The sequence below is a fragment of the Amycolatopsis sp. NPDC054798 genome, from assembly GCF_053611505.1.
Genome location: NZ_JBSHAM010000027.1, coordinates 28,594 through 54,724 on the forward strand (window position 1 = coordinate 28,594; position 26,131 = coordinate 54,724).

The 26,131-nt window shown below is 69.5% G+C and carries 24 protein-coding genes; 14 read left to right on the top strand and 10 right to left on the bottom strand.

The genetic code is table 11. From position 1 onward, the window contains the following. The first annotated feature begins 97 nt into the window (after positions 1-97). From ACWGIC_RS18635 to ACWGIC_RS18645, 3 genes are read left to right on the top strand one after another with little or no spacing between them, the layout of a single operon-like run. The gene (locus tag ACWGIC_RS18635) at positions 98-1,276 is read left to right on the top strand and encodes an acyl-CoA dehydrogenase family protein (protein ID WP_452077178.1); all 1,179 of its coding nucleotides are present in this window, start codon (positions 98-100) and stop codon (positions 1,274-1,276) included. Then, the gene (locus tag ACWGIC_RS18640; RefSeq protein WP_452077179.1) at positions 1,273-2,073 is read left to right on the top strand and encodes an SDR family oxidoreductase; all 801 of its coding nucleotides are present in this window, start codon (positions 1,273-1,275) and stop codon (positions 2,071-2,073) included. Before ACWGIC_RS18635 ends, ACWGIC_RS18640 begins: the two co-directional genes overlap by 4 nt. A 14-nt stretch (positions 2,074-2,087) precedes the next feature. Next, positions 2,088-3,239, top strand: coding sequence for an acetyl-CoA C-acetyltransferase (locus tag ACWGIC_RS18645; protein ID WP_452077180.1), 1,152 nt, complete (start codon positions 2,088-2,090; stop codon positions 3,237-3,239). Positions 3,240-3,659: 420 nt separating this feature from the next. Here the strand turns inward: ACWGIC_RS18645 and ACWGIC_RS18650 are convergent, their stop codons facing one another. Continuing rightward, positions 3,660-4,718 carry an NAD(P)H-dependent flavin oxidoreductase gene (locus ACWGIC_RS18650; protein ID WP_452077181.1) on the bottom strand — a complete coding sequence of 353 codons (1,059 nt, stop codon included), beginning with the start codon at positions 4,716-4,718 and terminating at the stop codon, positions 3,660-3,662. 18 nt (positions 4,719-4,736) lie between these two features. Next, positions 4,737-5,495, bottom strand: coding sequence for an enoyl-CoA hydratase family protein (locus ACWGIC_RS18655; protein ID WP_452077182.1), 759 nt, complete (start codon positions 5,493-5,495; stop codon positions 4,737-4,739). 88 nt (positions 5,496-5,583) lie between these two features. On the opposite strand from ACWGIC_RS18655, the gene ACWGIC_RS18660 reads away from it, so the two are divergent. From ACWGIC_RS18660 to ACWGIC_RS18675, 4 genes are read left to right on the top strand one after another with little or no spacing between them, the layout of a single operon-like run. Next, on the top strand, positions 5,584-6,492 hold the full coding sequence (locus ACWGIC_RS18660; protein WP_452077183.1) for an SDR family oxidoreductase: 909 nt from the start codon (positions 5,584-5,586) through the stop codon (positions 6,490-6,492). After that, positions 6,489-7,274 (top strand): MaoC/PaaZ C-terminal domain-containing protein, encoded by a 786-nt coding sequence (locus ACWGIC_RS18665; RefSeq protein WP_452077184.1) that lies wholly within the window; start codon positions 6,489-6,491, stop codon positions 7,272-7,274. Before ACWGIC_RS18660 ends, ACWGIC_RS18665 begins: the two co-directional genes overlap by 4 nt. A gap of 47 nt (positions 7,275-7,321) precedes the next feature. After that, positions 7,322-8,938 (top strand): class I adenylate-forming enzyme family protein, encoded by a 1,617-nt coding sequence (locus ACWGIC_RS18670; RefSeq protein WP_452077185.1) that lies wholly within the window; start codon positions 7,322-7,324, stop codon positions 8,936-8,938. A gap of 58 nt (positions 8,939-8,996) precedes the next feature. After that, on the top strand, positions 8,997-10,667 hold the full coding sequence (locus ACWGIC_RS18675) for an AMP-binding protein (protein ID WP_452077186.1): 1,671 nt from the start codon (positions 8,997-8,999) through the stop codon (positions 10,665-10,667). Here the strand turns inward: ACWGIC_RS18675 and ACWGIC_RS18680 are convergent, their stop codons facing one another. Both ACWGIC_RS18680 and ACWGIC_RS18685 read right to left on the bottom strand, forming a co-directional pair. After that, positions 10,668-11,273: a TetR/AcrR family transcriptional regulator gene (locus ACWGIC_RS18680; RefSeq protein WP_452077187.1), complete on the bottom strand. Its 606-nt coding sequence runs from the start codon at positions 11,271-11,273 to the stop codon at positions 10,668-10,670. 52 nt (positions 11,274-11,325) lie between these two features. Next, on the bottom strand, positions 11,326-11,922 hold the full coding sequence (locus ACWGIC_RS18685; protein WP_452077188.1) for a TetR/AcrR family transcriptional regulator: 597 nt from the start codon (positions 11,920-11,922) through the stop codon (positions 11,326-11,328). A 61-nt stretch (positions 11,923-11,983) separates the two neighbouring features. Between ACWGIC_RS18685 and ACWGIC_RS18690 the strand changes: the two genes are divergently transcribed. Beyond that, positions 11,984-12,859 (top strand): oxidoreductase, encoded by an 876-nt coding sequence (locus ACWGIC_RS18690; protein WP_452077189.1) that lies wholly within the window; start codon positions 11,984-11,986, stop codon positions 12,857-12,859. Positions 12,860-12,863: 4 nt separating this feature from the next. Here ACWGIC_RS18690 and ACWGIC_RS18695 read toward each other — a convergent pair whose 3' ends face one another. Next, complete coding sequence (locus ACWGIC_RS18695; RefSeq protein ID WP_452077190.1) at positions 12,864-13,718, bottom strand: alpha/beta fold hydrolase; 855 nt, start codon at positions 13,716-13,718, stop codon at positions 12,864-12,866. Positions 13,719-13,834: 116 nt separating this feature from the next. Continuing rightward, complete coding sequence (locus tag ACWGIC_RS18700; RefSeq protein WP_452077191.1) at positions 13,835-14,167, bottom strand: VOC family protein; 333 nt, start codon at positions 14,165-14,167, stop codon at positions 13,835-13,837. 151 nt (positions 14,168-14,318) lie between these two features. On the opposite strand from ACWGIC_RS18700, the gene ACWGIC_RS18705 reads away from it, so the two are divergent. From ACWGIC_RS18705 to ACWGIC_RS18725, 5 genes are all read left to right on the top strand, one after another. Then, positions 14,319-14,963, top strand: coding sequence for a TetR/AcrR family transcriptional regulator (locus tag ACWGIC_RS18705; RefSeq protein ID WP_452077192.1), 645 nt, complete (start codon positions 14,319-14,321; stop codon positions 14,961-14,963). 30 nt (positions 14,964-14,993) lie between these two features. Further along, positions 14,994-15,119 carry a hypothetical protein gene (locus ACWGIC_RS18710; RefSeq protein ID WP_452077193.1) on the top strand — a complete coding sequence of 42 codons (126 nt, stop codon included), beginning with the start codon at positions 14,994-14,996 and terminating at the stop codon, positions 15,117-15,119. Between the two features lie 181 nt (positions 15,120-15,300). Next, the gene (locus ACWGIC_RS18715; RefSeq protein ID WP_452077194.1) at positions 15,301-16,827 is read left to right on the top strand and encodes a Re/Si-specific NAD(P)(+) transhydrogenase subunit alpha; all 1,527 of its coding nucleotides are present in this window, start codon (positions 15,301-15,303) and stop codon (positions 16,825-16,827) included. Between the two features lie 19 nt (positions 16,828-16,846). Next, entirely contained in the window at positions 16,847-18,265 is a 1,419-nt protein-coding gene (gene pntB, locus ACWGIC_RS18720) for a Re/Si-specific NAD(P)(+) transhydrogenase subunit beta (protein ID WP_452077195.1), read from the top strand. 14 nt (positions 18,266-18,279) lie between these two features. Continuing rightward, positions 18,280-19,254 carry an NADPH:quinone oxidoreductase family protein gene (locus ACWGIC_RS18725; RefSeq protein ID WP_452077196.1) on the top strand — a complete coding sequence of 325 codons (975 nt, stop codon included), beginning with the start codon at positions 18,280-18,282 and terminating at the stop codon, positions 19,252-19,254. On the opposite strand, the gene ACWGIC_RS18730 is transcribed toward ACWGIC_RS18725, so the two are convergent. From ACWGIC_RS18730 to ACWGIC_RS18740, 3 genes are all read right to left on the bottom strand, one after another. Then, the gene (locus tag ACWGIC_RS18730) at positions 19,238-20,101 is read right to left on the bottom strand and encodes an MmyB family transcriptional regulator (protein WP_452077197.1); all 864 of its coding nucleotides are present in this window, start codon (positions 20,099-20,101) and stop codon (positions 19,238-19,240) included. The genes ACWGIC_RS18725 and ACWGIC_RS18730 overlap by 17 nt on opposite strands. Positions 20,102-20,154: 53 nt before the next feature. After that, complete coding sequence (locus tag ACWGIC_RS18735) at positions 20,155-21,024, bottom strand: NADP-dependent oxidoreductase (protein ID WP_452077198.1); 870 nt, start codon at positions 21,022-21,024, stop codon at positions 20,155-20,157. Between the two features lie 90 nt (positions 21,025-21,114). After that, on the bottom strand, positions 21,115-24,129 hold the full coding sequence (locus ACWGIC_RS18740; protein ID WP_452077199.1) for a BTAD domain-containing putative transcriptional regulator: 3,015 nt from the start codon (positions 24,127-24,129) through the stop codon (positions 21,115-21,117). A gap of 79 nt (positions 24,130-24,208) precedes the next feature. Here ACWGIC_RS18740 and ACWGIC_RS18745 point away from each other — a divergent pair, with 79 nt between their 5' ends. Beyond that, positions 24,209-25,402 carry an MFS transporter gene (locus ACWGIC_RS18745; protein WP_452077200.1) on the top strand — a complete coding sequence of 398 codons (1,194 nt, stop codon included), beginning with the start codon at positions 24,209-24,211 and terminating at the stop codon, positions 25,400-25,402. A 54-nt stretch (positions 25,403-25,456) separates the two neighbouring features. Here the strand turns inward: ACWGIC_RS18745 and ACWGIC_RS18750 are convergent, their stop codons facing one another. Next, a complete protein-coding gene (locus tag ACWGIC_RS18750; protein WP_452077201.1) occupies positions 25,457-25,954 on the bottom strand; it encodes a GNAT family N-acetyltransferase in 498 nt (165 codons plus the stop codon). Positions 25,955-26,131: the final 177 nt, after the last annotated feature.

Here is a 26,131-nt window from a genome sequence, read left to right on the forward strand (position 1 = left end):
CGCGCATCACTCCTTCTCGGTTCGGCGGCGATGCTACCAAACAAGTGCTTGGTTTGGTAGCGTGGCGGGACCGGGCACCGGCGGACCAGGAGGACGGGTGGATCTTCGCTACACCCCCGAGGACGAGCAGTTCCGCGCCGAGGTGCGGGAGTGGCTGCGCGACCACCTCGCGGGCGAGTTCGCCGCGCTGAAGGGGCTCGGCGGATCCGGGCGCGAGCACGAGGCGCCGGAGGAGCGGCAGGCGTGGAACCAGCATCTGGCGGCGCACGGCTGGACGTGCCTGGGCTGGCCGGTCGAGTACGGCGGACGCGGGCTGAGCCTGCTGCGGCAGGTCATCTTCCACGAGGAGTACGCGCGGTCGAACGCGCCGGCGCGGGTCAACCACCTCGGCGAGGAGCTGCTCGGGCCGACGTTGATCGCACACGGCACGGACGAGCAGCGGCGCCGGTTCCTGCCGGGGATCGCCGGGGTCGCCGAGCTGTGGTGCCAGGGCTATTCCGAACCTGGTGCCGGGTCTGATCTGGCCGGGGTGCGGACGCGGGCCCAGCTGGAGGACGGCGAGTGGGTGATCGACGGGCAGAAGATCTGGACGTCGCTCGCTCAGCACGCGCAGTGGTGTTTCGCGGTGGTGCGGACCGAAGCCGGGTCTCGGCGGCACGCCGGGTTGTCGTATTTGCTGGTGCCGATGGATCAGGCCGGGGTCGAGGTTCGGCCGATCCGGCAGCTGACCGGGACCAGCGAGTTCAACGAGGTCTTTTTCGATCGCGCGCGGACTGAGGAATCGCTGGTGGTCGGCGCGCCCGGGGACGGGTGGCGGGTCGCGATGGCCACGCTCGGGTTCGAGCGCGGGGTGTCGACGATCGGGCAGCAGGTCGGGTTCGCCCGCGAGTTGGCGGGCATCGTCGCCACCGCGAAGGCGAATGGGCGTTATGACGATCCGGTGGTGCGGGATCGGCTGGCTCAGGCCGCGGTGGGTCTCGAAGTGCTTCGAGTGCATGCGTTGCGGACGTTGAGTGCGTATGAGGCAGGGTCGCAAGGGCCGGAGGCTTCGGTGTCGAAGCTGCTGTGGGCCCGGTGGCATCGGGAGCTGGGGGAGCTGGCGATGGACGTCCGCGGGGGATCCGCGCTGACCGCGGAGGGTTCTTATGACCTCGACGCTCAGCAGACGCTTTTCTTGTTCAGCCGGGCCGACACCATTTACGGCGGTTCCGATGAAATCCAGCGCAACATCATTGCCGAGCGGGTGCTCGGCCTGCCGAAGGAGCCGCGACTGTGAATGCCAAACCGGAACAGCCCGCGCCCGATTACGTGCCGGGGCACGGGTTGCTTGCCGAGCGCGTGGTCGTCGTCACCGCGGCCGCGGGGGCGGGGATCGGGGCGGCGGTCGCACGGCGGTGTCTCGAAGAGGGGGCTCGGGCGGTTGTCATCGGGGATACGCACGAGCGGCGGCTTGCCGAGGCGGATTCCAAGCTGGGGGCGGAGTTCGGCGCCGAGCGGGTCGTGTCGGTGGTGTGCGACGTGACCAAAGAGGACCAGGTCGCCGCGCTGCTGGATGCCGCTGAGCCGTTCGGCGGGGTCGAGGTCATGGTCAACAACGCCGGTCTCGGCGGTACGGCGTCGATTACCGAGATGACCGACGAGCAGTGGTCGCTGGTGCTGGACGTGACTTTGACCGGGACGTTCCGGTGCATCCGCGCGGCTTCCCGGCGGATGATCGCTCGCGGCACCCGCGGAGTGATCGTCAACAACGCTTCGGTGATCGGGTGGCGGGCGCAGGAAGGCCAGGCGCATTACGCGGCGGCCAAGGCCGGGGTGATGGCGCTGACCCGGTCGGCGGCGATGGACCTGGCACCGTCCGGGATCCGGGTCAATGCGGTGTCGCCTAGTTTGGCGATGCATCCGTTCCTGGAGAAGGTCACTACTGCCGAGCTGCTGGCCGAACTGAAGGGGCGAGAGGCGTTCGGCCGGGCTGCGGAGCCTTGGGAAGTCGCCAATGTGATGGTGTTTCTCGCTAGTGCGTATTCGTCTTATCTCACCGGTGAAGTCGTCTCGGTGAGCAGCCAGCATCCCTGATCCGGGAGGATTTCGTGCCTGAAGCATATGTGGTCGACGCGGTTCGCACTCCGGTGGGGCGCCGCGGTGGTTCGCTCGCCGGAGTGCATTCCGCTGATCTGGGAGCGCACGCGATCAAGGCGCTGGTGCAGCGGACCGGCATCGATCCCGGGGCGGTCGACGATGTCGTGTTCGGGTGCTGCGACACGATCGGATCGCAGGCCGGGGACATCGCTCGGACTGCTTGGCTGGTGGCCGGGTATCCGGAGCACGTGCCTGGGGTGACTATCGATCGGCAGTGCGGGTCCAGTCAGCAGGCGGTGCATTTCGCGGCGCAGGGGGTGATGTCCGGGACCGCGGATTTGATCGTGGCCGGGGGAGTGCAGAATATGTCGGCGATTCCGATTTCGTCGGCGATGGTGGTGGGGCAGCAGTTCGGGTTCAGCACGCCTTTTGCGGAGTCTCCTGGGTGGGTGGCTCGGTACGGGGATCAGGAAGTTTCGCAGTTCCGGTCGGCGCGGATGATCGCGGAGAAGTGGGGGCTTTCGCGGCTGGCTCTGGAGGAATTCGCGCTGGAGAGCCACCGCCGGGCGTTGGCGGCGATCGATTCCGGGCGGTTTGAGCGGGAGATTTCGCCGGTGGGATCGTTTTCTGTGGACGAAGGTCCTCGGCGGGACACGACGTTGGAGAAGATGGCTGGGCTCAAGCCGTTGGAGGAAGGAAGTCCGATCACGGCTGCGGTGGCGTCGCAGATCAGCGACGGGGCGGGGGCTTTGCTGATCGCTTCGGAGAAGGCGGTTCGGGAGCATGGGTTGACGCCGCGGGCTCGGGTGCATCACATCAGCGTGTATGGGGCGGATCCGGTGTGGATGTTGACTGCGCCTATTCCGGCTACTCAGCGGGCGTTGGAGAAGACTGGGTTGTCGGTGGGGGATATTGATTTGTTCGAGTGCAATGAGGCGTTCGCGCCGGTGGTTTTGGCTTGGATGCGGGAGGTGGGGGTGCCGCATGAGAAGGTCAATGTGAATGGGGGCGGGATTGCGCTGGGGCATCCGATCGGGGCTACTGGGGCGCGGTTGATGACTACGTTGGTGCATGAGCTGGAGCGGAGCGGGGGGCGGTTTGGGCTGCAGGTGATGTGCGAGGGGGGTGGGCAGGCTAATGTGACGGTGCTGGAGCGTCTTTAGCTTGCGAGGGGTGGGGCTGGGGCACCCCGAAGCTGGATTGTGACTACGCGCGGAAGGGCTTGTCAAGGCGGGAAAGCGTGCTTTGACAAGCCCTTCCGCGCGTGTGGGGGCTTCGTATCGGGGTGCAGGGCGGGGGCTGGCTGCCTGGGGTTGGCGGGGTTTGGCGGCGGTGGTTTGTGAAGGGGGCTGACGCCCCCCGGGGATGTGAAATTGGGTGCGTGGGGCGCGCCCCCAATGTGGCGTTGGGTGCGTGGGATGCACCCAATGTGGCATTGGGTGCGTCGGCGGCGGGCGGGCCGCGTGAAAGGGGTTCCTTCCCGGACTCAGATTTCCGGAAGGAGCCCTTCACGCACCGTTGAAGGTCGTGAGGGGAACCCTGGGGGAATCAGGGGCGGTGAAGGGGCCCTCACGGAACGCGGTTCAGTCCAGCAGGGCGGCTGTCGCCTTCAATCGTTCCTCTGCGCTGGTGACGATCCGGGTCACCAGTTCCGCGCAGCTCGGCAGGTCTTCGATCACGCCGACTACCTGCCCGGCGGCGAGCATCCCGGCCCGGGTGTCGCCTTCGACCAGGCCTGCTTTGAGGAGCATGGGGGTGTTCGCGGCCAGCATCGTCTGCGTCCACGAGCGGTCGCTGCCGCGTTTCATGCGCAGGCCGTCGGAGAGCAGGGAGGGCCAGGATTGGCCGCTGAGCCGTTTGAAGTCCGTTGTCCGGCGCAGGGTTCGCGCCATTCGCTGCACGAAGCCTTCCTTCGTGAGGCCTTCGATGAACGGGGTGCGCAGCAGCCGGTGCGGCATGCCGTCGGCCTTCGTGGTGACGACGGTGCCGTCCAGGCCGAAACCCAGGTACGTTTGCTTGATTTCGTCGGGAACCGCGCTGTCGCTGGTGAGCAGGAAACGCGTGCCCATGCCGATTCCTGCCGCGCCGTATGACAAAGCAGCGGCGAGGCCGCGGCCGTCGAAGAAGCCTCCAGCGGCGACTACTGGGATATCAACTGCGTCCAGTACAGATGGCAGCAGCAGGGTGGTGGCGGTCGGGCCGGTGTGGCCGCCGCCTTCGCCGCCTTGCATCATCACCAGGTCCGCGCCCCACGAGGCGACTTTTTCGGCGTGCCGCGCGGCGCCGACGGTCGGCATCACGACCAGGCCGTGGTCTTTCAGGCAGGCGATCAGGTCTTTCTTCGGGGCCAGGGCGAAGGACGCGACTTTGACGCCGTGCCGGATCAGCAGTTCGGCTCGTTCGGCGGCGTCGCCGGCGTCGGCGCGCAGGTTTACGCCGAAGGGGTGGTCCGTGCGCTGTTTGACTTCCTTGATGGCGTGGTCCAGCTCGTCATAGGTCATCGTCGCGGAGGCGAGGATGCCCAGGGCGCCGGCGTTGGCGGTCGCGGACACCAGGCGGGGGCCGGCGACCCAGCCCATGCCGGTCTGCACGATCGGGTGGGTTACGCCGGTCAGCTCGGTGAGCGGGGTGCGGAGAGGCACGGGTCTCCTCGGAGGGGGTCAGTCGTTCGTCGGGCGGCCGGTGGCGACGAAAGCGTCGCGGTGTTCGTCGGCGGCTCCGATGAGGTTGAGTTCGAAGGTGTAGCCCTGTTCGTAACGGTAACTGCGGTTGACGTCGATCGGATCGATGCCGTTCAGCGCGGCTTTCGCGGCGCGGATGACGCGCGGGTCTTTCGCGGCCACCTCGGCGGCCAGGGCGAGTGCGGCGTCGTACAGGTCTGCGGCGGGTACGGTTTCCAGTACTGAGCCGTGCTGTACCAGGTCGTTCGCTGTGATGGTGCGGCTGGTGAAGTACAGCGTGCGCATCAGGTGCTGGGGGACCAGGCGAGCGAGGTGAGTCGCCGCGCCGAGGGCGCCGCGGTCCACCTCGGGGACGCCGAAGTACGCGTCGTCGGCGGCGATGATCGTGTCGCAGTTGCCGACCAGGCCGACGCCGCCGCCGAGGCAGAAGCCGTTCACCGCGGCGATCACCGGCACGGCGCATTCGTAGATCGCCTTGAAAGCCAGGTAACAGCCGCGGTTCGCGCCGACGAGGGCGTCGAATCCGGTGGTGCGCTGCATTTCCTTGATGTCGACCCCGGCGTTGAAGCCGCGGCCCTCGGCGCGGAGCAGGACGACGTGCACCGCCGGGTCCTCGCCCGCCTCCCGCACGGTTTCGGCGAGACGGAACCATCCGGCGACCGGCAGGGCGTTCACCGGCGGGTAGTCCATGGTGACCACGAAGGTGCCGTTGTCGTGGAGCTGCGTGGAAATCGTCACGTGCGTTCCTAACCTAGCGATTGCTTGGTAGCCTAACACTTGCTTGGTTTACGGGGAACCGCCTCGCCTGCCGACGAACGGAGATGATGTGAGCGGGATCTTGGAAGGCCGGGTCGCGATCGTGACCGGGGCCGGCCGCGGGCTCGGGCGCGAGCACGCGCTGGAACTCGCCCGCCAAGGCGCGCGTGTCGTGGTGAACGACCTCGGCACGTCGGGTGCGGGCGAAGGGGCGTCCGACGGTCCGGCCGGGGAAGTGGTCGACGCGATCCGCGCGCTGGGCGGCGAAGCGGTGGCCAACGGCGCGGACGTCGCGGACTTCGCGGCGACGGAAGCGTTGGTGCGGCAGGCAGTCGAGGAGTTCGGCGGGCTGGACATCGTCGTGAACAACGCCGGTTTCGTGCGGGACCGGATGATCGTGACGACCAGCGAGCAGGAGTGGGACGCGGTCGTCGCGGTGCACCTCAAGGGGCATTTCGCTCTGATGCACCACGCCGCGGGGTACTGGCGCGCGGAGGCGAAAGCTGGTCGCACCCGGGCGGCGCGGATCGTCAACACCACCTCCGGCGCCGGGCTTCAGGGCAGCATCGGCCAGGGCAGCTACAGCGCCGCCAAAGCCGGGATCGCGGCGTTGACGCTGGTCGGAGCGGCGGAACTCGGGCGGTACGGCATCACGGTGAACGCGCTGGCCCCGGCCGCGCGCACGCGGATGACCGAGGGTCCGTTCGCGGACAAGATGGCCGCGCCGGACGACGGGTTCGACGTGATGCACCCGGGCAATGTGTCGCCGATCGTCGCGTGGCTGGCCAGCGAGGACGCCGCGGACGTCACCGGCCGCGTGATCGAGGTCGAGGGCGGCCGGATCTGCGTGGAGAACGGCTGGAGCCACGGCCCGTCCCGCGAGCTGGACCGGCGCTGGACCGCCGCCGAAGTCGGCCCGGTCGTGCGCGAACTGCTGAGCGAAGCACCCGCGCCCGAACCGGTTTACGGGGCGCAGTGAACAGCCCCGCCGACTGGAAGGGCCGCGTCCTCGGCGAGCGCACTGTCGCCTACGCCGACCGCGACCCGATCCTCTACGCGCTCGCCATCGGCGCCCGGCCGGACGAACTCGACTTGGTGTTCGAGGACCGGTTGCGGGTGCTGCCGCCGTTCGCGCTGACGCTCGCCCAATGGGCCCCCGACGTCCTCGGCTCGGCTGGAGCGTTCGAGGTCGGCAATGCGGTGCACGGTTCGCAACAGTTGCGGGTCCTGAAGCCGCTTCCGCCCGAGGGTGAGATCTCCATGCAGGCCCGGGTTCCGGAGGTGTGGGACAAGGGCAGTGCGGCGGTGTACGAGGTGGCCGTCGAATCGGATTACTTTGTCGCGACGTGGTCGTTGTTCTGTCCTGGCATCGGCGGTTTCGGCGGCGAACGCGGCCCCGGCCGTCCGTCTTCTTTGGACAATCCGGAGTGGACTGCCCCGTTGTCCACTGCGGACAATCAGGCCGTGCTCTACCGGCTGCTGGGGGACCGGCACCACATTCACGTCGACCCCGCGGCAGCGGCCGGAATCGGCCAGCCGCGCCCGATCCTGCACGGTCTGGCCACCCTCGGCGCGGGGGCGCTGGTCGCGGCCCGGCAGGTCGGCGCGCATCCGGCGGACTTGACGTTGCTCGAAGGACGCTTCGCCGCTCCGGTGTTCCCGGGCGAGCAATTGCAGGTGGAGGGCTGGTCCGACGGCGGGCTTCGGATCACGTCGGAACGCGGTCCGGTGGTCGACGGCGGGCGGGTCCGCTTCGGATAGCGGAATGCCCGCGCTGACCATCCGATGACCACTACAGGAGGCGACCGATGACCGAGCGGGACGACATCATCGCGCGGCTGACCGCGCCGGGCGCGGAGTTCGAGATCCGGGCGGAGCCGGTCTTGGGCCGTCCGGCGAGGGTGTTCGCGCGGCGGCATCGGTGCCTGACCGAATTGCTGGCGGCCTCGCGCGAGTTCGGGGACCGGGAGTATCTGGTCACTGTGGACAGCCGGCTCACTTTCGCCGAGCACTACGACCAGGTCGCCGCACTCGCCTCGGTGCTGCGCACCGAATACGGCGTCGGACGCGGGGACCGGGTCGCGTTGTGCGCCGCGAACTGTCCGGAGTGGATAGTCGGGTTCTGGGCGGCGGTGTCGCTCGGCGCGATCGCGGTCGGGATGAACTCGATGTGGGCCGCACCGGAGGTCGCGCACGGCCTCGGCTTGACCACGCCGAAGGTGGTGCTGACCGACGCCGCTCGGAAACCGCTGGTCGCGGACCGGTGTCCAGTGCTGGAGTTCGGCAGCGTTCATTACCGGGAACTCCTTGGCCGTCACCAGGGCGCTCGGGTGAAGCCGGACCCGGTCGACGAGGACGACCCGGCCGTCGTCCTCTTCACGAGCGGCACTTCCGGCCGCCCGAAGGGGGCGACGCACTCGCATCGCAACGTGCTCGCCGCGGTCTGGTTCCATCTGTTCAACGACGCGCTCGCGGCCGAGTCCGGCTATCCCGCGCGGGACCGCCGGTTCCTGCTGGCGACGCCGTTGTTCCACATCGCCGCCCTGCACAACCTCGCCGTCGTGCGGCTCGCCGTCGGCGACACTGCTGTTCTGCACCAAGGGAAATTCGACATCCACCGGGTGCTGGACCTCGTGCAAACCGAGCGGATCACCAACTGGGGAGCGGTCCCGACCATGCTTTCGCGGCTGGTCGAAGCCGATCTCTCCGGCTACGATCTCAGCACGCTCAAGGCAGTTTCGGTCAGCAGTGCGCCGTCGACCGCCGAGCTGAAAGACCGGCTGCGGACCGCGCTGCCCGGCGCGGGTGCCTCGCTGAGCACGAACTACGGCCTGACCGAGTCGTCCACCGCGGCCACCCTCGCGACCCCCGCCGAACTCCTCGCCGACCCGGACACCGCTGGCCGTCCCGTGCCGAACATGGAAGTGCAGATCCGCGACATCGAAGGCCGTCCGGCTCCCGACGGCACGGACGGCGAGATCCACCTTCGCGGTCCGCAAGTGATGCTCGGCTACTTCAACGATCCGGAGGCGACGGCAGCGGCGTTCACTGAGGACGGCTGGTTCCGGACCGGCGACCTCGGCCAGCTGCGCGACGGCGCGCTGACCGTGCTGAGCAGGCGCAGCGACCTGATCCTGCGCGGGGCGGAGAACATTTACCCGGCGGAGGTGGAAGAACAGCTCGCCGGGCATCCGGCCGTCGCAGAGTGCATTGTGGCCGGGCTGCCGGATTCGGACTACGGGCAGATCGTCGCCGCGAAGGTGGTGGTTCGTCCGGGGTCCGAGGTGGACGCTGACGGCCTGCGTGGTTATCTCGCCGACCGGCTCGCTCGGTACAAGGTGCCGACGACTTGGTTTTTGACCCGGGACCCGTTGCCGCGCAACGCGACTGGGAAGGTGGTCCGGCCGTTGGTGCGGTGGGAGTAGGGATCTCCGGTGCCGCACTCGGGTGCTCGCGGCCGGCCGCTGACCAGAGGAGGAGCCGATGGACACATTCGCGGAAGTCGTCCGGTCCCGGCGCGGAGACGAGCACGAGGGGCTGCGGTTCGAGGGCCGAAGCTGGACCTGGGCCGAAATCGTCCGCGAGGCAGCCGTGCGGGCTTCGCTGCTGCGGACCTTCGAACCAGGACCTGGCCGGACGCAGCGGCACGTCGGGGTGCTGCTGCAGAACCTGCCGGATTTCGTCTTCTGGATCCTCGCCGCCGCGGTGACCGGCGACGTCCTGGTCGGCGTCAACTCCACCCGCCGGGGCGCGGAGCTGGCGGCGGACATCAACCACGCAGACGTCGACGTGCTGCTCGCCGAACCCTTGTACGGCAAGGAAGTCGCGAGCCTGGACCTGACGTCCGTCCGGCGGGTCCTGGACGTGGAGTCGGCGGAGTACCAGGACCTGCTGGCCGCGCACGCGGACGCGGACCTGCCCGCATACCTCCCGGATCCGGCGGCGATCTTCCTGCTGCTGTTCAGCTCCGGCTCGACGGGCACGCCCAAGGCGGTGATCTGCAGCAACGGCCGCCTCGGCCGGTTGACCGGCGCGCTGGCCGAGCGCGTCTCGCTGCACCGCGATTCGGTCACCTATCTGTGCCTGCCGATGTTCCACGGCCACGCGATCATGATGAACCTCGCCGCGGCGGCCAAGGCCGGGGCGACGATCGTGCTGGTGCGGAAGTTCTCCGCGGCGCAGTTCGTCCCGGACTTGCGCGTGCACGGCGTCACCTACTTCAACTACGTCGGCCGCGTGCTGAGTTACGTCCTCGCGCAGCCGGAGCAGCCCACTGACGCCGACAACCGGCTGGAGGTCGCCTTCGGCTCGGAAGCCGCGCCGGGCGAATCTGCCGAATTCCGCCGTCGATTCGGCTGCGAAGTGCGGGAAGGCTACGGCTCCAGCGAAGGCGGAATCCGCATCGTGCCGGACCCGGACGCGCCGCCGAACGCGCTGGGCCGTCCCGCTCCCGGAATGCGCGCGGAAATCCGCGACCAGCGCAACCGGGAATGCCCGCCCGCCGAATTCGACGAGAACGGGTTGCTGCTGAACGCCGAGGAAGCGACCGGCGAGATCGTCGCGGTGGGCCGAGGGAAAACGTTCGAGGGCTACTACCGCAACCCGGCTGCCATGGCCGAACGGCTGAAGTTCGGCGGCGAAGACTTCTGGACCGGCGACCTCGGCTACCGCGACCGCGACGGCTGGCTCTACTTCGCGGGCCGGACGGCGGACTGGCTCCGCGTGGACGGCGAGAACTTCGGCACCGCCCCGGTCGAGCGGATCCTGGGCCGGTACCCGGCGTTCGCGGCGGTGCACTGCTACGGCGTGGCCGATCCGAAAACCGGGGATCTGCTCATGGCGTCCGTCGTGCTGGCTGAGGATGCCGTGTTCGATCCGGTGGATTTCGCCGAATTCCTTGCCACGCAACCGGATCTCGGTACGAAATGGCGGCCGTCGTTCGTCCGGGTCCTCGACGAGGTTCCGGTGACCGGCAGCGGCAAAGCCGACAAGGCGCCGTTGCGCGCGCGGGGCTGGGAGGGCGGCCGGGTCTGGTACGCACCGGACCGGACCAGCCCGTACCGGCTGCTCACCGAGGAGGATCGGCGGCGGCTGCGGGCGGAATTCGTCGCGCAGGGCCGGGAAAACGCGCTGCCGGCGGCGACCCGGAGCTGATCACCGCGGCGGGAGCCCCCGGGAAAGCGCGGCGAACACGTCGCGCAGCGTCGCCGGGACCGTCTTCTCCAGGCTCTCGTCCAGGAACCGGTTCAGCACCGTGGTCATCGCCGCGATCGCGACGTCGGACACCAGCTGCGGATACAGCTCGCCGACGCGAGTGCCGGTGCGTTCGGCGATCGCTTCGACCAGGGCACCGGTCTCCACCCGCGCCAGGGCGGTGCGCATCTCCGGTGTCGCGCTCCACGCCTGCACCGCGCTGAGCTGGTCGGACGCGGGTTGTCCGTACGGGACCCCGTCGGCACGCAACGGCTCGATGAGCGCTTCGGCGAGCGCGGTCCACAGCGGTTCGTCCACCGGACGTTTCCGGAGCAGATCCGCGCTGAGCCGGATCCGGTGCTCCTGCCGGTAGGCGACCGCGTCGTATTTCGTGGCGAAGTAGTTGCTGAACGTCCGGAGCGACACCCCGGCGCGCTCGGCGATGTCCTCGCGGACAACGTTGTCTGGACCTCTCTCGTACATCAGCGCCACAGCGGCGTCGCTCAGGGCTTTGCGCGTGTCGAGCTTCTTGCGCTCTCGCAAGCCGAGCGGTCGTTGGTCAGCCATGCCGACCACGGTATCCAATTGCGCACCGCATTCGCCGGACCGACCGGTTTCGTTATGGACGCGCGCCGCGCAGGAACTGTTCGACGGCGGTCTCCACGAGCCCGTCGAGCAATTCCGGCGGTACGAGGTCGCCGTTGACGAGCGTCGCGATTCCTTGCAGCGTCGCGAACAGCACGACCCCGATCCGCTGCGGCGGCCCGTCCTGCAGCGCGCCCTGTTCCTGGCCTTCGACGATCAGGCCGTTCATCAGCCCGAACGGCGCTTCGGCGGCCTGCACGATCCGTGCCGCGCCGGGGCGATGCTTGCTGGTGTACATCAGTTCGAGCAGCGCCGAGTTCTCAGTGGCGAAGCGCGTGTACGCGGTTGCTGCGGCGCGTACGCGGCCCGGGAAGTCGTCGGCGGTCTTCAACGACGCGCGCAACGCGTTGTCCAGGCGGGCGAAACCGGCTTCGGCGAGGGCGTCGAGCAACGCTTGCCGATCCGGGAAGTGCCGCCGCGGCGCGGCGTGGCTGACGCCGATCTCCCTGGCGAGGTCGCGCAGCGACAGCTGGTCGGCCCCGTGTGCGCGCAACCCGCGTTCGGCCGCGTCGAGCAAGGCGGTGCGGAGGCTGCCGTGGTGGTAGGGGCGGTCGTCGGGCTGGTCGGGCACCCGGTCAGTCTAGCAGCATGTTTCCGTTGACAACATTGTTGTCGATGCCTACTTTGGAGGCATGGACCCCATCGCGGAAAACCAGACCGGCCGCACCGCCGTGATCACCGGTGCGAACAGCGGATTGGGCCGGGCGACAGCCATGGCTCTGGCCGCCAAGGGCGCGCGGGTGGTGCTCGCGGTGCGCAACCCGCGCAGCGGCCGCGAAGTCGCCGACGAATTGCCCGGGGACGCCGAAGTCCGCCAGCTCGATCTCGCCGACCTGGCGTCGATCCGCGCGTTCGCCGCGGAGTTCACCGAGCCGATCGACCTGCTGATCAACAACGCCGGCATCATGATCCCGCCGCTGTCGCGCACCGCGGACGGCTTCGAATCGCAGTTCGGGACCAATCACCTCGGCCATTTCGCGCTCACGAACCTGCTTCTGCGGCAGATCCGGGGCCGGGTGGTGACGGTTTCGTCGAACGGGCACCGGGTGGGCTCGATCGATTTCGCCGACCTGAACTGGGAACGCCGTCCGTACCGGGCGACGGCGGCCTACGGGCAGTCGAAACTCGCGAATCTGTTGTTCACCGCGGAACTTCAGCGTCGGCTGACCGAAGCCGGTTCCTCCGTGCTCGCGACCGCCGCGCATCCCGGCTTCGCGGCGACGAACCTGTTGAAAGTCGAGCGGCCGGTGCTCTCCTCGCTGGCGAAATTCGGTACCCGCCTGTTCGCGCAAACCTCCGAGGAAGGCGCCCGGCCGACGCTGTACGCCGCGCTAGCGGACATTCCGGGAAACAGCTACGCGGGCCCGCACGGTTTCTTGCAGAATCGCGGCGAACCGAAACTGGTCGGCCGGTCGGCGAAAGCGCGTGACCTCGAAACTGCCCGTCGCTTGTGGACAGTCTCCGAAGAACTGACGGGAGTGCGTTTCCCGCTGGCCGTATCGGCCTGATTCCTTATCGCGCGCTGGTTTCGGCCAGGAACGCGGTCAGCTTCTTGGCCAGAAGTTCCGGCTGGTCCTCGGGAATCAACGTGCCGCTGTCGGGGATTTCGGCCAACCGTCCGTCCGGGAACAGTTCGGCGAGCCGGCGTCCGTGGTCGGCGGGCATCATCCGGTCTTTGCCCGCCCAGACGACCAGCACCGGCCGGTCGAAGGACCGCAGCCGCTCGGTCCAGGCGAGCAATTCTCGCCGCGGCGGGCTTCCGGTGGCGAATTTGACCATGTCCCGGCGGATTTCCTTGTCCCGCAACGCCGGGCCGAACCAGCCTTCGAGAATGTCGTCCGGGATCCGGCTTTCGCACATCCCGCCGTACGCGGCTTTGGCGTGCCGGTAGAACGACGTACGGGTGAGTTGGGCGTGCAGCGACGGTCCGCCGGGGAGCCGGAGCAGATTCACCGCCAGTCGCGCGGGTTTGGGCGGGAAGTTGTCGAAGGCCTCGCAGGCGACCAGCGCGAGCCGCCCGACCCGGGCGACGTGCTCGGCCGGGGCCATCCCGTCGGCGACGAGGAATTGGCCGCCGCCCCAGTCGTTGAGGACGAGTGTCGCGTCGTGCAGGTCGAGTGCGGCGAGGAATTCGCCGAGCAGCCGGGCGAGGCCGAACTGCGTGAGGTCCGCGCCGGGCCGCATCGGCGCGAGGTGGGCGCCGAGCGGCAGCGTGGGCAGGAGGCAGCGGTAGCCGTCGAGCAGCGGGACGACCTTGCGCCATTGCGTGCCGGACATCGGGAAACCGTGGCCGAACACCAGCGCCGGGCCGGAGCCGCCGGTGTCGGTGTAGTCGATCGGCCCGGCGGACAGTTCCACGCGCGGCATCGGACCTCCTTCGGGTCGTGCGACTAGAGCGATCGCTCTAGTCGCGACATTAGGCCGGTCCGGGCGGGCCGGTCAAGCCGGAAGATCTCCGGTACGCGGCTGCGGCGAGGCCCGGTTCACTTCCCGCTGAAGACCACGCGGTTTCCGTCCGGGTCGGCGAGCGGCAGAATGCGCGCGCCGCCGCCCGGCTGCGGTCCGTCGTGGACGGCCCCGGCCTTCGTCGCGTGCGCCGCGGCGGCGTCGAGATCCGTTTCCTCGAAGACGACCGTCGACCGTCCGGCTCGTTCGGGTTCGGACCACACCTGGAGCCCGAACGTGTCGCCGAGGTGCCATTCCAGCAGTCCGGGCATCGGCCGGGCATCGGGGCCGCGGTCGAACAGGGCGGTGTACCACTTCTCGGCCCGCGCGAGATCGGAGACGGTGCACTGGGCGAGTACTCGGCGAATCATGGCGGCCCTTTCGGAGTGATTGTCATCTGCAAGCGCTTCCAGGGGACCATGAGTGCTAGCGAAATGCAAGCACTTCGCGACGAATGGGCAGCCGGTAGCTGGTCAGCGGCGTATTATGAGCAAAAGCTCACCATTGCGGAGGAGTCTCGCGATGCCGGGAAAGCGCCTGCGGCCGCGCAAGGAACCCCAGCAGGTGCGCGGCGAGCTGACCCGGCAGCGGATTCTCGCGGCAGCCGCTCAGGTTTTCGCCGAGCTGGGTTACGCCGCGGGCACCACGAACCGCATCGCGGAGCGGGCGCGGGTGTCGATCGGATCGCTGTACCAGTACTACCCGAACAAGGACGCGATCCTCGTCGCGTTGACGTCCCGGCATCTCGCCGCGGGCGAGGAAACCCTGCGCCGCCAACGGGAAACCGCCGGGCCGCCGGAGACGCTGGACGGCGCGCTCCGGGAACTCGTGCACGCGGCGATCCAGAACCACCGCGACGATCCGCAGCTGTTGCGCGTGATGGCCGAGCAGGCTCCGCGCTCCGCGGAACTGCTGGAACAGGTCGCCCGGTACGAGGAGGAGCAGATCGCGGAGGTGCGCGGTCTGCTCGAACGGAGCCCGGAGGCGCAGGTGTCCAATGTGGACATGGCGGCGCGGCTCATCGTCCACACCGTGGAACTGCTCGTGCACAAGCTGATCGCCGGGCCGCGGCCGCTCGATCTCCCCGCTTTCGAGGACGAGCTGGTCGCCATGGTGACCCGGTACGCGACAGCGGGCTCCGAGCGGAGCAGCGGGTTGGGCCGTTGAGTCGGCGGCCGCCGCGGAGGCGTTTGTCAAGTGGCGGACATCACTGCGGACCTCGTGATCGATCCGGCGATCGATTCCGCGGCCGCGTCCTGGACGCCGAAAGCCTGGAACCAGCGAGGCGGGGGACCCGGCCGCCGCGACCGCCCGCGGCTATGACCGTGCTCTCTTCCCGTTCGCCGGCGAAAAAGGGCCTCCGGTTGGCTGCCGGAGCCGGGGCGGCATGGGAGTATCCAGCGCATCTGTACCTGAAGCGGGCGAAGTCGGACCAGGTGGCGACCCAAAACGCCGTCAGGCCCGGCCGGCGGATCTTCCGCGAACGAAGCGGGAAGGAGACAGCATGCTGATCGGGGTGCTCAAGGAGGCCCAGCCGGGGGAGACGCGCGTCGCGGCGACCCCGGAGACGGTGGGCAAGCTGCGCGGGCTGGGTTACGAGGTGACGGTCGAGCCGGGAGCGGGGCTGGCGTCCGGATTCTTCGACGAGGCCTTCGCGGACGCTGGTGCGGCGGTCGGGCCGATCGCGGACGCGGACATTGTCTTCGGGGTGAACGCGCCGTCTTCGGAGCAGCTCGACGCGGTGAAGTCGGGCGGGACGGTGGTGAGCCTGCTGGCTCCGGCGTTGAAGCCGGAACTGGTGGAGGACCTGGCGAAGCGGCCGATCACGGCGCTGGCGATGGACGCGGTGCCCCGGATCAGCCGGGCGCAGTCGCTGGACGTGCTGTCCTCGATGGCGAACATCGCCGGATACCGGGCCGTGGTGGAGGCGGCGCACACGTTCGGGCGGTTCTTCACCGGGCAGGTGACCGCGGCGGGGAAGGTCAACCCGGCGAAGGTGCTGGTCGTGGGCGCGGGGGTGGCCGGGCTGGCGGCGATCGGCGCGGCGGGGAGCCTCGGGGCGATCGTGCGGGCAACGGACCCGCGGCCGGAGGTCGCCGATCAGGTGAAGAGCCTGGGCGGGGAATATCTGTCCATCGAGGACCCGAACGCGGAGGTTTCCGCGACGGGTTACGCCAAGGAGATGGGCGACGACTACAAGGCGCGCGAGAAGGAGCTGTACGCGGCGCAGTGTCGTGAGGTGGACATCATCGTGACGACGGCGTTGATCCCGGGGCGTCCGGCGCCGCGGATCATCACCGGCGAGATGGTCGCGTCGATGAAGGCCGGTTCGGTCATTGTGGACATGGCCGCGGCGAACGGCGGCAACGTCGAGGGCTCGGTCGCGGGCGAGAAGGTCGTCACCGAGAACGGCGTGACGATTCTCGGGTACACCGATCTCGCCGGACGGCTTCCGGCGCAGGCGTCCCAGCTGTACGGGACGAACCTGGTGAACCTGATGAAGCTGATGACGCCGGAGAAGGACGGCCAGCTGGTCGTGGACTTCGAGGACGTGGTGGTCCGGTCGATCACCGTCGTGAAGGGCGGCGAGCTGACGTGGCCGCCACCGCCGGTGCAAGTCTCGGCCGCACCGCAGAAACCCGCGGCAGCGCCGGAGAAGAAGGAGGAACCGGAGAAACAGCCGATGTCCTCGGGGCGCCGGCTGGGGATCGTGCTCGGGATCGCTGCGGTGTTCTTGTTGCTGGCGGCGCTGGCCCCGGCGGCATTGCTGCCGCATCTGACGGTGTTCGCGCTGGCGATCGTGATCGGGTACTACGTGATCGGGCACGTGCACCACGCGCTGCACACGCCGTTGATGTCGGTGACGAACGCGATTTCCGGGATCATCGTGGTCGGTGCTCTGCTGAATCTGGTCAGCGGCAACACAGTGGTAGTCGTGCTGGCGGCGGTGGCGACGCTGCTGGCGACGATCAACATCTTCGGCGGCTTCGCGGTGACACGCCGGATGCTCGCCATGTTCTCCCGCAGCTGACCCGAGAGGCCTCCTTCAGATGACTGTGCACACTGCGAGCCAGGCCGCCTACATCGTGGCCGGGCTGTTGTTCATTCTCGCGCTGGCCGGGCTTTCCCGGCACGAAACCGCGCGAGTCGGAAACTATTTCGGCATCGCCGGGATGGTCGTCGCGCTGATCGCGACCATCGCGCAGGCGGTGTCCGGGGAGATCACCGGGACGTCGATCGCGCTGATGATCGTCGCGATGGTGATCGGGGCCGGGATCGGGCTGCGGCGCGCGGCGGTGGTCGAGATGACCGGGATGCCCGAGCTGATCGCCCTGCTGCATTCGTTCGTCGGTCTCGCCGCGGTTCTGGTGGGCTGGAACGGCTACCTGCAAGTCGAATCCGACCCCTCCGGCGGGGAAGCCCGGCACCTGGATGCGCTGGGGACGTTGGGGATCCACCATGCCGAGGTGTTCATCGGGGTCTTCATCGGAGCGGTGACGTTCACCGGGTCGATCGTGGCGAACCTGAAGCTGTCGGCGAAGATGAAGTCCGCGCCGCTGATGCTGCCCGGCAAGAACTTCCTGAACCTCGGCGCGCTGGTGCTGTTCGTGGCGTTCACCGCGTGGTTCGTGGTCAGCCCCGCGCTGTGGCTGCTGGTCGTCGTCACGGTTCTCGCGCTGGCGCTGGGGTGGCATCTGGTCGCGTCGATCGGCGGCGGGGACATGCCGGTGGTCGTGTCCATGCTGAACTCCTATTCCGGCTGGGCCGCGGCAGCGTCGGGGTTCCTGCTGGAGAACGACCTGCTGATCATCACCGGCGCGCTGGTCGGTTCCTCCGGTGCGTACCTGTCCTACATCATGTGCAAGGCGATGAACCGGTCGTTCATCTCGGTGATCGCGGGCGGTTTCGGGATCGAGGCCGGGCCGAGCGGGGACAAGGATTACGGCGAGCACCGGGAAATCACCGCCGAGGGCGCGGCGGAACTGCTCACGGCCGCGTCGCGCGTGATCATCACGCCGGGGTACGGAATGGCGGTCGCGCAGGCGCAGTACGGGGTGGCTGAACTGACGCGGAAACTGCGCGACAAGGGCATCGAGGTCCGCTTCGGCATCCACCCCGTCGCCGGACGCCTGCCCGGCCACATGAACGTGCTCCTCGCCGAGGCCAAGGTGCCCTACGACATCGTGCTGGAGCTGGACGAGATCAACGACGATTTCGCCGATACCGACGTGGTTTTGGTGATCGGCGCGAACGACACCGTCAACCCCGCCGCGGCCGAGGACCCGGGCAGCCCGATCGCGGGCATGCCGGTGCTGACCGTGTGGGAAGCGGAGAACGTCGTGGTGTTCAAGCGTTCCATGGCGTCGGGGTACGCGGGCGTGCAGAACCCGCTGTTCTTCCGGGAAAACTCGGCGATGCTCTTCGGCGACGCCAAGGACCGGGTCAACGACATCCTCTCCGCGCTGTGAACCAGGAGAAACGCATGAAAGCCGTACACATCAAGGATCTCGAAGGCCCGTCGACCGTTTCCGTCGTCGAGGCCGACGCTCCCGCGCGCGCCGGCGACCAGGTGCTGATCGACGTGCACGCGGCCGGGGTGGCGTTCCCGGACCTGCTGCAGACTCGCGGGCTGTACCAGGTGAAGCCGGAGCTGCCGTTCATCCCGGGCGCGGAGGTCGCCGGGGTCGTGGCGGAGGCCCCGGAGGGCGCGGCGGTCAAGGCCGGGGACCGGGTGGCGGCGCTGCCGTTCCTGGGCGGGTTCGCCGAGCAGGTCGCGTGCGCGGCCGACGCGGTGTTCCCGATCCCGGACGAACTCGGCTTCGACCAGGCGGCGGCGATTCCGTTCAACTACCTGACCGCGCATTTCGCGCTGTGCCGGCGCGGCCGGATGACGGCCGGGGAAACCGTGCTGGTGCACGGAGCCGCCGGCGGGGTCGGAACGGCGGTCATCCAGGTCGCGAAGGCGTTCGGCGCGGGCAAGGTGCTCGGCGTGGTTTCGACGCCGGAGAAGGGCGAAGCGGCGGTCGCGGCCGGCGCGGACGAATACGTGCTGGCGGACGGCTTCAAGGACGCGGTGAAAGCGGCGACCGGCGGCCGCGGCGTCGACGTGATCGCGGACGTCGTCGGCGGCGACCGGTTCACCGATTCGCTGCGCTGCCTGGCCGCGGACGGGCGGATGCTGGTCATCGGGTTCACCGGCGGGGCGATCCCCGAGGTGAAGGTGAACCGGTTGCTGCTCAACAACTTGGACGTCGTGGGCGTCGGATGGGGCGCGTACGCGCTGCCGCGGCCGGGCTACCTGCAAGGGCAGTGGGCGGAGCTGCTGCCGAAGCTGGCGGACGGGGCGATTGTCCCGCCGCTGGGCGGAAGCTACTCGCTGGCGGAGGTTCGGGAGGCTTTGGAGGCCATCGAAAACCGGAAGGCGATGGGGAAGCTCATCCTCACTGTGCGTCCATAGCGGACTGCTCGGGTGCGAGGTCCTGAGTGCCGACGGCGGCCAGCAGCTCCAGCTGGTCGAGTGCGGCGCTGCCGGGAGGTGCGGTGAACCACAGGAGGCGCTGGCCGCCGTCCTCGCTGAGCAGGTTCATGCAGTCGAGTTCGAGGACGCCGAGCGCCGGGTGCACGAGCCGTTTGCGGTCCGTGCGCCGGACGGCGACCTCGCGCCGCTCCCACAGCTGCGCGAATTCGCCGCTGCGGGCGCGGAGCGTCGTGAGCAAGTCGTCGGCCAGGGCGTCGCGGCCGCGTTTGGCGATCGCGGCGCGCAGGTCGGCGACGAAGACGCGCGACTGGTGTTCGTGTTCGTCCGGGTGGTACCGCTCGCGCGCGGCGGGGTCGGTGAACCACTGGTAGACGAAGCTGGCCTTGATGCCGTCGCCGGGCGCCGGGGCGCCGAGCAGTGCCTCGGCGAGCCGGTTCTGCACGAGCGGGACGCTGAGGTCGGTCATCACCTGCGCCGGTGTCGCGGGCAGCTGTTCGAGGAGGTTGAGCAGGGCGGGCTGGACGTGCGCGTTGCCGCTCGACGCCGGCGGCAGCGGACGGCCCGCCAGGTGGTAGAGGTGGTCGCGTTCGTCGCTGGTCAGCCGCAGCGCGCGGGCCAGCGCGGCGAGCATCTGCTCGGACGGCTGGGCGCCGCGGCCCTGTTCCAGCTGGACGTAGTAGTCCACCGAAGCGCGGGCCAGCACGGCGACCTCGTCGCGGCGCAACCCGGCCACCCGGCGGCGCGGCCCGGCGGAAAGGCCGACGTCCGCCGGGCTGATCCGGTCGCGCCGCGACTTGAGGTAGACGCCTAGTTCGCGCAGGTCCATGCCGCCACTATGCCTCCGTGCGGCGGGCCGCAGCCAGGCGTCGTCAGCACCACCTACGCGATTTCCAGCAGGACCTTGCCCCTGGCGTGGCCTTCGGCGAGGTAGGCGAGCGCCTGCGCGCCGTCCGCCAGCGGGAAGGTGCGGTCGACGAGGACTTCGAGTTCTGCCACTTTCGCGAGCCGGGCCGCGTCCGAGGTGTGGAACACGAACTCGGCCCCCTCCGCTGGGGCGGGAGTGGTCACGAGCAGCCCGCCCGGCTTGAGCACCTGCCGCGAGCGGATTCCGACTTCCCCGCCGACGGTGTCGAGCACGACGTCGATTCCGCGGAGCTGGCTTTCGAAGGCGACTTGACGGTAGTCGAGGACGGAGTCGGCGCCGAGCTTCTCCGCGATAGCGACACCTGAACCGGAGGCGGTCGCGACGACCCGCGCGCCGAGCCGCCGGGCGATCTGGACCGCGAAACTGCCGACACCTCCGGCTGCGCCGTGCACGAGGACTGTCTGTCCAGACTGGACGTTCGCGACTTCAACCAGCGCCTGCCACGCGGTCGCGGCGGCGGTCGGGAGGCCTGCCGCGTCGGTCAGGCTGGTGTGCGACGGAGCGGGGGCCAGGTGTGCTGCGTCGATCACGATCTTTTCGGCGAAAGCGCCGCCGTTGACGGGATCGAGGCGGCCGATGACCGGGTCGCCGACCTGCCAGCCGGGGCCTGCTGTCGCGACGCGGCCGGAGAAATCGGTGCCCAGGATGTAGGGGAGGGCGGAGGGGAAGTAGTCGTGCATCGCGCCGGAGGCGATTTTGAGGTCGAGCGGGTTGAGTGCCGCCGCCACGACGTCGACGGCGACTTGGTCTGGTCCAGGGGTGGGGGTGGGGAGGTCGGCGAGGGTGGCTTCGGTGCCGAAAGCGGTGATGTGCAGGGCTTTCACGGGGTGCTCCAGTCCGGTCGGGGGTCTGGTGCCAGGATGCGGCTGCTGGAGCGGGGGAGCTAGGCGGCGGTTGTCCTGGTGACGGCGTCGCTACCCAGGAGAAGCAAGAGCGGCTGCGGTCTGGACCGGCAAGCGAGCGCCGCGTTCGAACGCTTCGGCGAAGCCAGAGCCGAGAACTGCTTGCGCCGCTTCGGTAATCCGGTCCACGTCGCCCCGCTCGGCAGCCGGGAGCGGTGCGTCGACACTACGCCGCGCCGCGTCGGCGGCCCCGAGCAACAGCGCAGCGGACCCGGGATCCACGGTGCCCGCCAACCCCTCCAACGACAGCGCGAAAGCTCGCGGCTCACCAAGCACCCGCGCGTACTCCAACCCCCGCAGGTGATATCTCCTCGCCTGAACCGCATCTCCCCGAAGCTCGGCGATGAAACCGAGTTCCGCGTACAGCAAATGGTCGCCCGCCGTCGAGGACAGATCGCGGTATTCGTCGCGAATCCGGGTCAGGTGGCGCTCGGCGGCGTCGAGGTCGCCGGAGCGGCGGGCACCCAGTGCGAGGCCCATTTCGGCGTGGATCCGGCCGTAGGCGTAACCGTGGGCGGCCGCGATGCCGAGGGCTTGTTCATGCAGTTCGCGGGCTCGCTGCCAGTCGCGTTCCAGCAACGCCAGGCGGCCAAGACCGGACAGTCGCGCGGACACTTCCGCTTGCAAGTCCAGTTCGCGCGCGATGGCGAGTCCTTCGTGCTGGCGGCGCGCGGCTTCGGCGTAGTCGCCCTTGATTTCGGCGAGCGCGGCCAGCGGCGGGATGGTCTGCATCTCGCCCCAGCGGTCGCCGAGGCGGCGGAAGAGCCCGGCACTGCGCAGGCCGTCCCGGTCGAGTCCGGCGAGATCGCCGCGGACCAGGCTGAGCATCGAGCGCAGGGCGAGCGCCGCGGCGACGCCCCATTCGTCGTTCTCGGCGGTCGCCAGGGAGAGGGCGCGCGCGTTCATTTCGTGGCTGGCGGCGAGGTCGCCGACACTGAACAGGCTGTAGGCGCGCAGCCACCGCGCACGAACGCTGTCCGGGGAATCGGACGGGGCCGGGCCGCCGGTCAGCAGGGCGAACGATCCATTGAGGACAGTGAGTTCCGGATCCGGTGCGGCGACCCGCGAAACGGCTGACAGCATCCGGTGGCCTTCGGTGAGCCTGCCTCGCAGCAGCCACCACCAGGACAGTGCTTTCGCGAGCCGCACCGCTTCGCTGGGCGACCGGCAGATCGCCTCGTCCAGTGCCGCGCGCAGGTTGCCTGCTTCGACGTCGAGCCGGGTCAGCCAATTCCGCTGTTCGGTGCCGTGAAGCTGGGCGTTCTCGGCGATTTCCAGGTAATGGCGCAGATGCCGGGTGCGCGTGGCAACGGGATCAGCCAGCCGCTCGACGGCGTACGCGGCAACGGTTTCCAGCAGCCGGTACCGAATTCCGGTCGATGCGTGCGCGACGGTCACCAGCGAGCGGTCGACCAGCCGGAGCACGAGATCGAGCACGTCGCCGTCTCCCGCGCAGACGGCTTCGGCGGCGGCGAGATCGAAACTGTCGCGGTGGACGGCCAGCCTGCTCAAGACGATCCGCTCCGGCTCGCTGAGCAACTCCCAGCTCCAGTCGAGCACCGCGCGCAAGGTCTGCTGCCGCGCCGGAGCGCCGCGCGACCCCCGGGTCAGGACGGTGAACCGGTCGTTGAGCCGGGCGGCCAGTTCCCGCACGCCCAAGCCGCGCACGCGGGTGGCCGCCAGTTCCAGGGCGAGCGGAAGACCGTCGAGGCGGCGGCAGATCTCGGTGATCGCGTCGGCATCGCCCGCGAAATCCGGGGCGGAGGCGGCGGCGCGTTCGGTGAACAGCCGCGCGGCGTCCTCGGGCGAGAGCGGTTCGACGGGGAACACGGCTTCGCCCGGCAGTCCGAGCGGTTCCTGGCTGGTGGCGAGGATGCGCAGGTCCCGAGTGTGGCGGAGGAGTGTTTCGGCGAGTTCGGCGGCGGCTTCGACGACGTGCTCGCAGTTGTCCAGGACGAGCAGCGTCCGCCGGTCGCGCAGGGCTGTCGCGAGTCGTTGGACTGGGGAGGCAGGGGTGGCCGAGTCACGGATTCCGAGTACCGCGGCGACCGTTTCGGCGAGTTCGGCGGCGGAGCCGCGCACGCCCGCGAACTCGACCAGCCACGCACCGTCCGGGAACTCGCCTGAAGCTCGTGAGTGAGCACTCACGACCCCCGCCGCGGCCACTGCCAGCCGGGATTTGCCGACCCCGCCCGGCCCGGTCAGCGTCACCAATCGGGCCGGAAGCCCGGCCAGCCGCGCGAGCGCCTCCTCCCGGCCGATCAACGGCGTCAGCGGACGGGGGAGGTTGCCGCGCGGTTCGGCCGCCAATCCGGGGTCCTGCCGGAGCAGCGATTCGTACAGCGCGCGCAGTTCCGGGCTCGGGTCGACGCCCAGCTCCTCGGCGAGCCGGGTGCGGAGATCCGTGTAGGAGGCAAGGGCTTCGCTCTGCCGCCCGCGCGAATACAGCGCGCGCATCTGCGCCGCCCGCAGGCCTTCCCGGAGCGGATTCTGCGCGATGGCGTCCGCCAGATCGTCCGCAGCGGAGTAGTCGCCTGCTTCGACCTGCGCCGCGGCTTGCTCCTCCACCGCAGCCAGCCGCAGTTCGGACAACCGATGTGCGGCTGATCGCACGAACTCCTCGTCGGCGAAGTCGGCGAACGCCTCGCCCCGCCAGAGGTCCAGGGCTTCGGCGAAGCGCGCGGCCCGGGCCTGCGGGTCCGCCGTCGCGCGCGCCTGGGCGACGAGAGCGCGGAACTGGGCGGCATCGGAGTGCTCGATCCGCAGCCGGTAGCCCGCCGGTTGCCGTTCGACGCCGTCGCGGCCGACGATCCGCCGCAGCTGCGACACCTTGGCCTGCAACGCGCCCGCCGGTTTGCCGGGCGGACGATCGCCCCAGAGGTCCTGGACGAGCCGGTCCGCGGTGACGGGTCCGCCGTCGTTGGCCAGGAGCGTCGCGAGCAGGGCGCGCACTTTCGCTTCGGGCACAGTGACCTGCGCGCCTGTCTCGTCCCACACCGCGAGCGGGCCGAGCACCCCGAACCGCATGCGTCGCTCCCGTCGCGCCATCAGGTCACCGTCAGCCGATCGTAAGCATTCCCGAAGACCCGGTCCGCACAGTGGGCGCATGAGCCCCACCTCAGCAGCCGTCGCACCGACCCAGCGGCTTCCGCTTTTCGCGCTACTGGCCCTCGCCACCGCGGTGTTCATCACCAGTCTCACCGAGACGCTGCCCGCCGGGCTGCTTCCCGCGATGAGCGGATCGCTCGGCGTCAGCGAATCCGCGACCGGGCAGACCGTCACGGTTTACGCGCTGGGCACCGTGCTGACCGCGATCCCACTGTCCACCATCACCGCCGGCTGGCGACGCAAACGGTTGCTCCTGACCGCGATGGCCGGATTCGCCGTGGCCAACACCGTCACCGCCGTGTCGTCGGAGTACCTCCTGACGATGGTCGCGCGGTTCGTCGCCGGCGTCGCGGCCGGTCTCGCGTGGGCGCTGCTGGCCGGGTACGCCCGCCGCCTGGTCGCTCCCGTCCTGCAAGGCCGGGCCATCGCCATCGCGATGGCTGGCATCCCGGTCGCGTTGTGCCTCGGCGTGCCCGCCGGAACTTTTGTCGGCCAGCTCGCCGGCTGGCGTACCGCGTTCCTCGCCATGACCGTCCTCACCGTGCTGTTGCTGGCCTGGATCGGCGCGGCGGTGCCGGACTATCCCGGGCAGCCCGGGGGAGCGCGCCCGAAGATGCTGCCTGCGCTGCGGATCCCCGGAGTCGCGGCGGTGCTGTTCGTCACGCTGGTGTTCGTGCTGGCGCACACCGTGCTGTACGCCTACCTCGCCACCTTCCTCACCGGTCTGGGCATGGGCGGCGACACCGACTTGGTCCTGCTGGCCTTCGGCCTCGCTTCGATCGCGAGCATCTGGATCGTCGGCGCGCAGATCCACCGGCGGCTTCGGTTGCTGACGATCGTCAGCGCGTTGCTGGTCGCGGTTGCCGCGGTGTTGCTTGCCACCGTCGCCCAGGAACCCGCGCTGGTTTACGTGGCCGCCGCGCTGTGGGGTCTCGGCTGGGGCGGGGTGCCGACTCTGCTGCAAACCGCGGCCGGGGAGGCGGGCGGCGAGTCCGCGGACACGGTCCAAGCGATGCTCGTGACGCTGTGGAACGCCGCGATGGCCGCCGGGGGAGTCGCTGGCGGGGTGTTGCTTGACGTGTCTGGCAGCGGTTCGTTTCCGTGGGCCGTGCTGGTGTTGATGGCACCTGTGCTGGCGGTCGTCGTGCTCGCGCGGCGGCGTGGCTTTCCGGCGCGGGATTCCGTCGCTTGACGCACCGGTCTCCGGAGCGGACCGGCGCGTTCGCCTGGAGCGGCAAGGAAAACGCTAAACGGCCTTCGTCAGGTAAACCGCCCCGCGAATGTGCTTCCCGAGCGTGTTCGCGGGCGGTTCGGCAGGCTGATACCCGGCGCGGCGGTACATCGTCAGATTCCGTTCGCTGCCTGATCCGGTGTAGAGCACCAGACTGGCCGCCTGCGGCGGGGCCTGCTGTTCGGCGTAGCTCAGCAGCCACCGGCCGACGCCCTGCCCGGCGAGATCGGGCGCGACCATCAACCGGCCGATCTCCCAGCGGTCCTCTTCGAGATGGGCGCGCACCGCGGCGACGAGCCGCCCGCCGATCCGGACGGTCCACACCCGCGAGGACTCGATCCAGCCGCGCACGGTGTCCAGGTCCTCGTGCAGGGCGGGGACGTCGAAGGTGTCGTTGACGATCGCCTGCGGGACCCAGCAGCACCGTTGCAGCACCAGGAGTTCGGCGGCGTCGGCGGCTCGGGCTTCGGACAGCTGGGCATCGGCGAGAGGCAAGGCGGCGAGGTCGGTCACGTTTCTTGATCTTGCGTGCCGGGAGGTGGGTTGTCCACCGAATATCCGGTTCGCCGCGGCTGCGCCACCGCCAGACCCCCGGGGGTGGGGCAGCCGCGCGTGTTTGCCGGACACGCGCCCCCCGGGGCGCCCCCGGGCGCGCGGCCCGCCGGGTTACCGGCCCGGTGGGCCACGCGT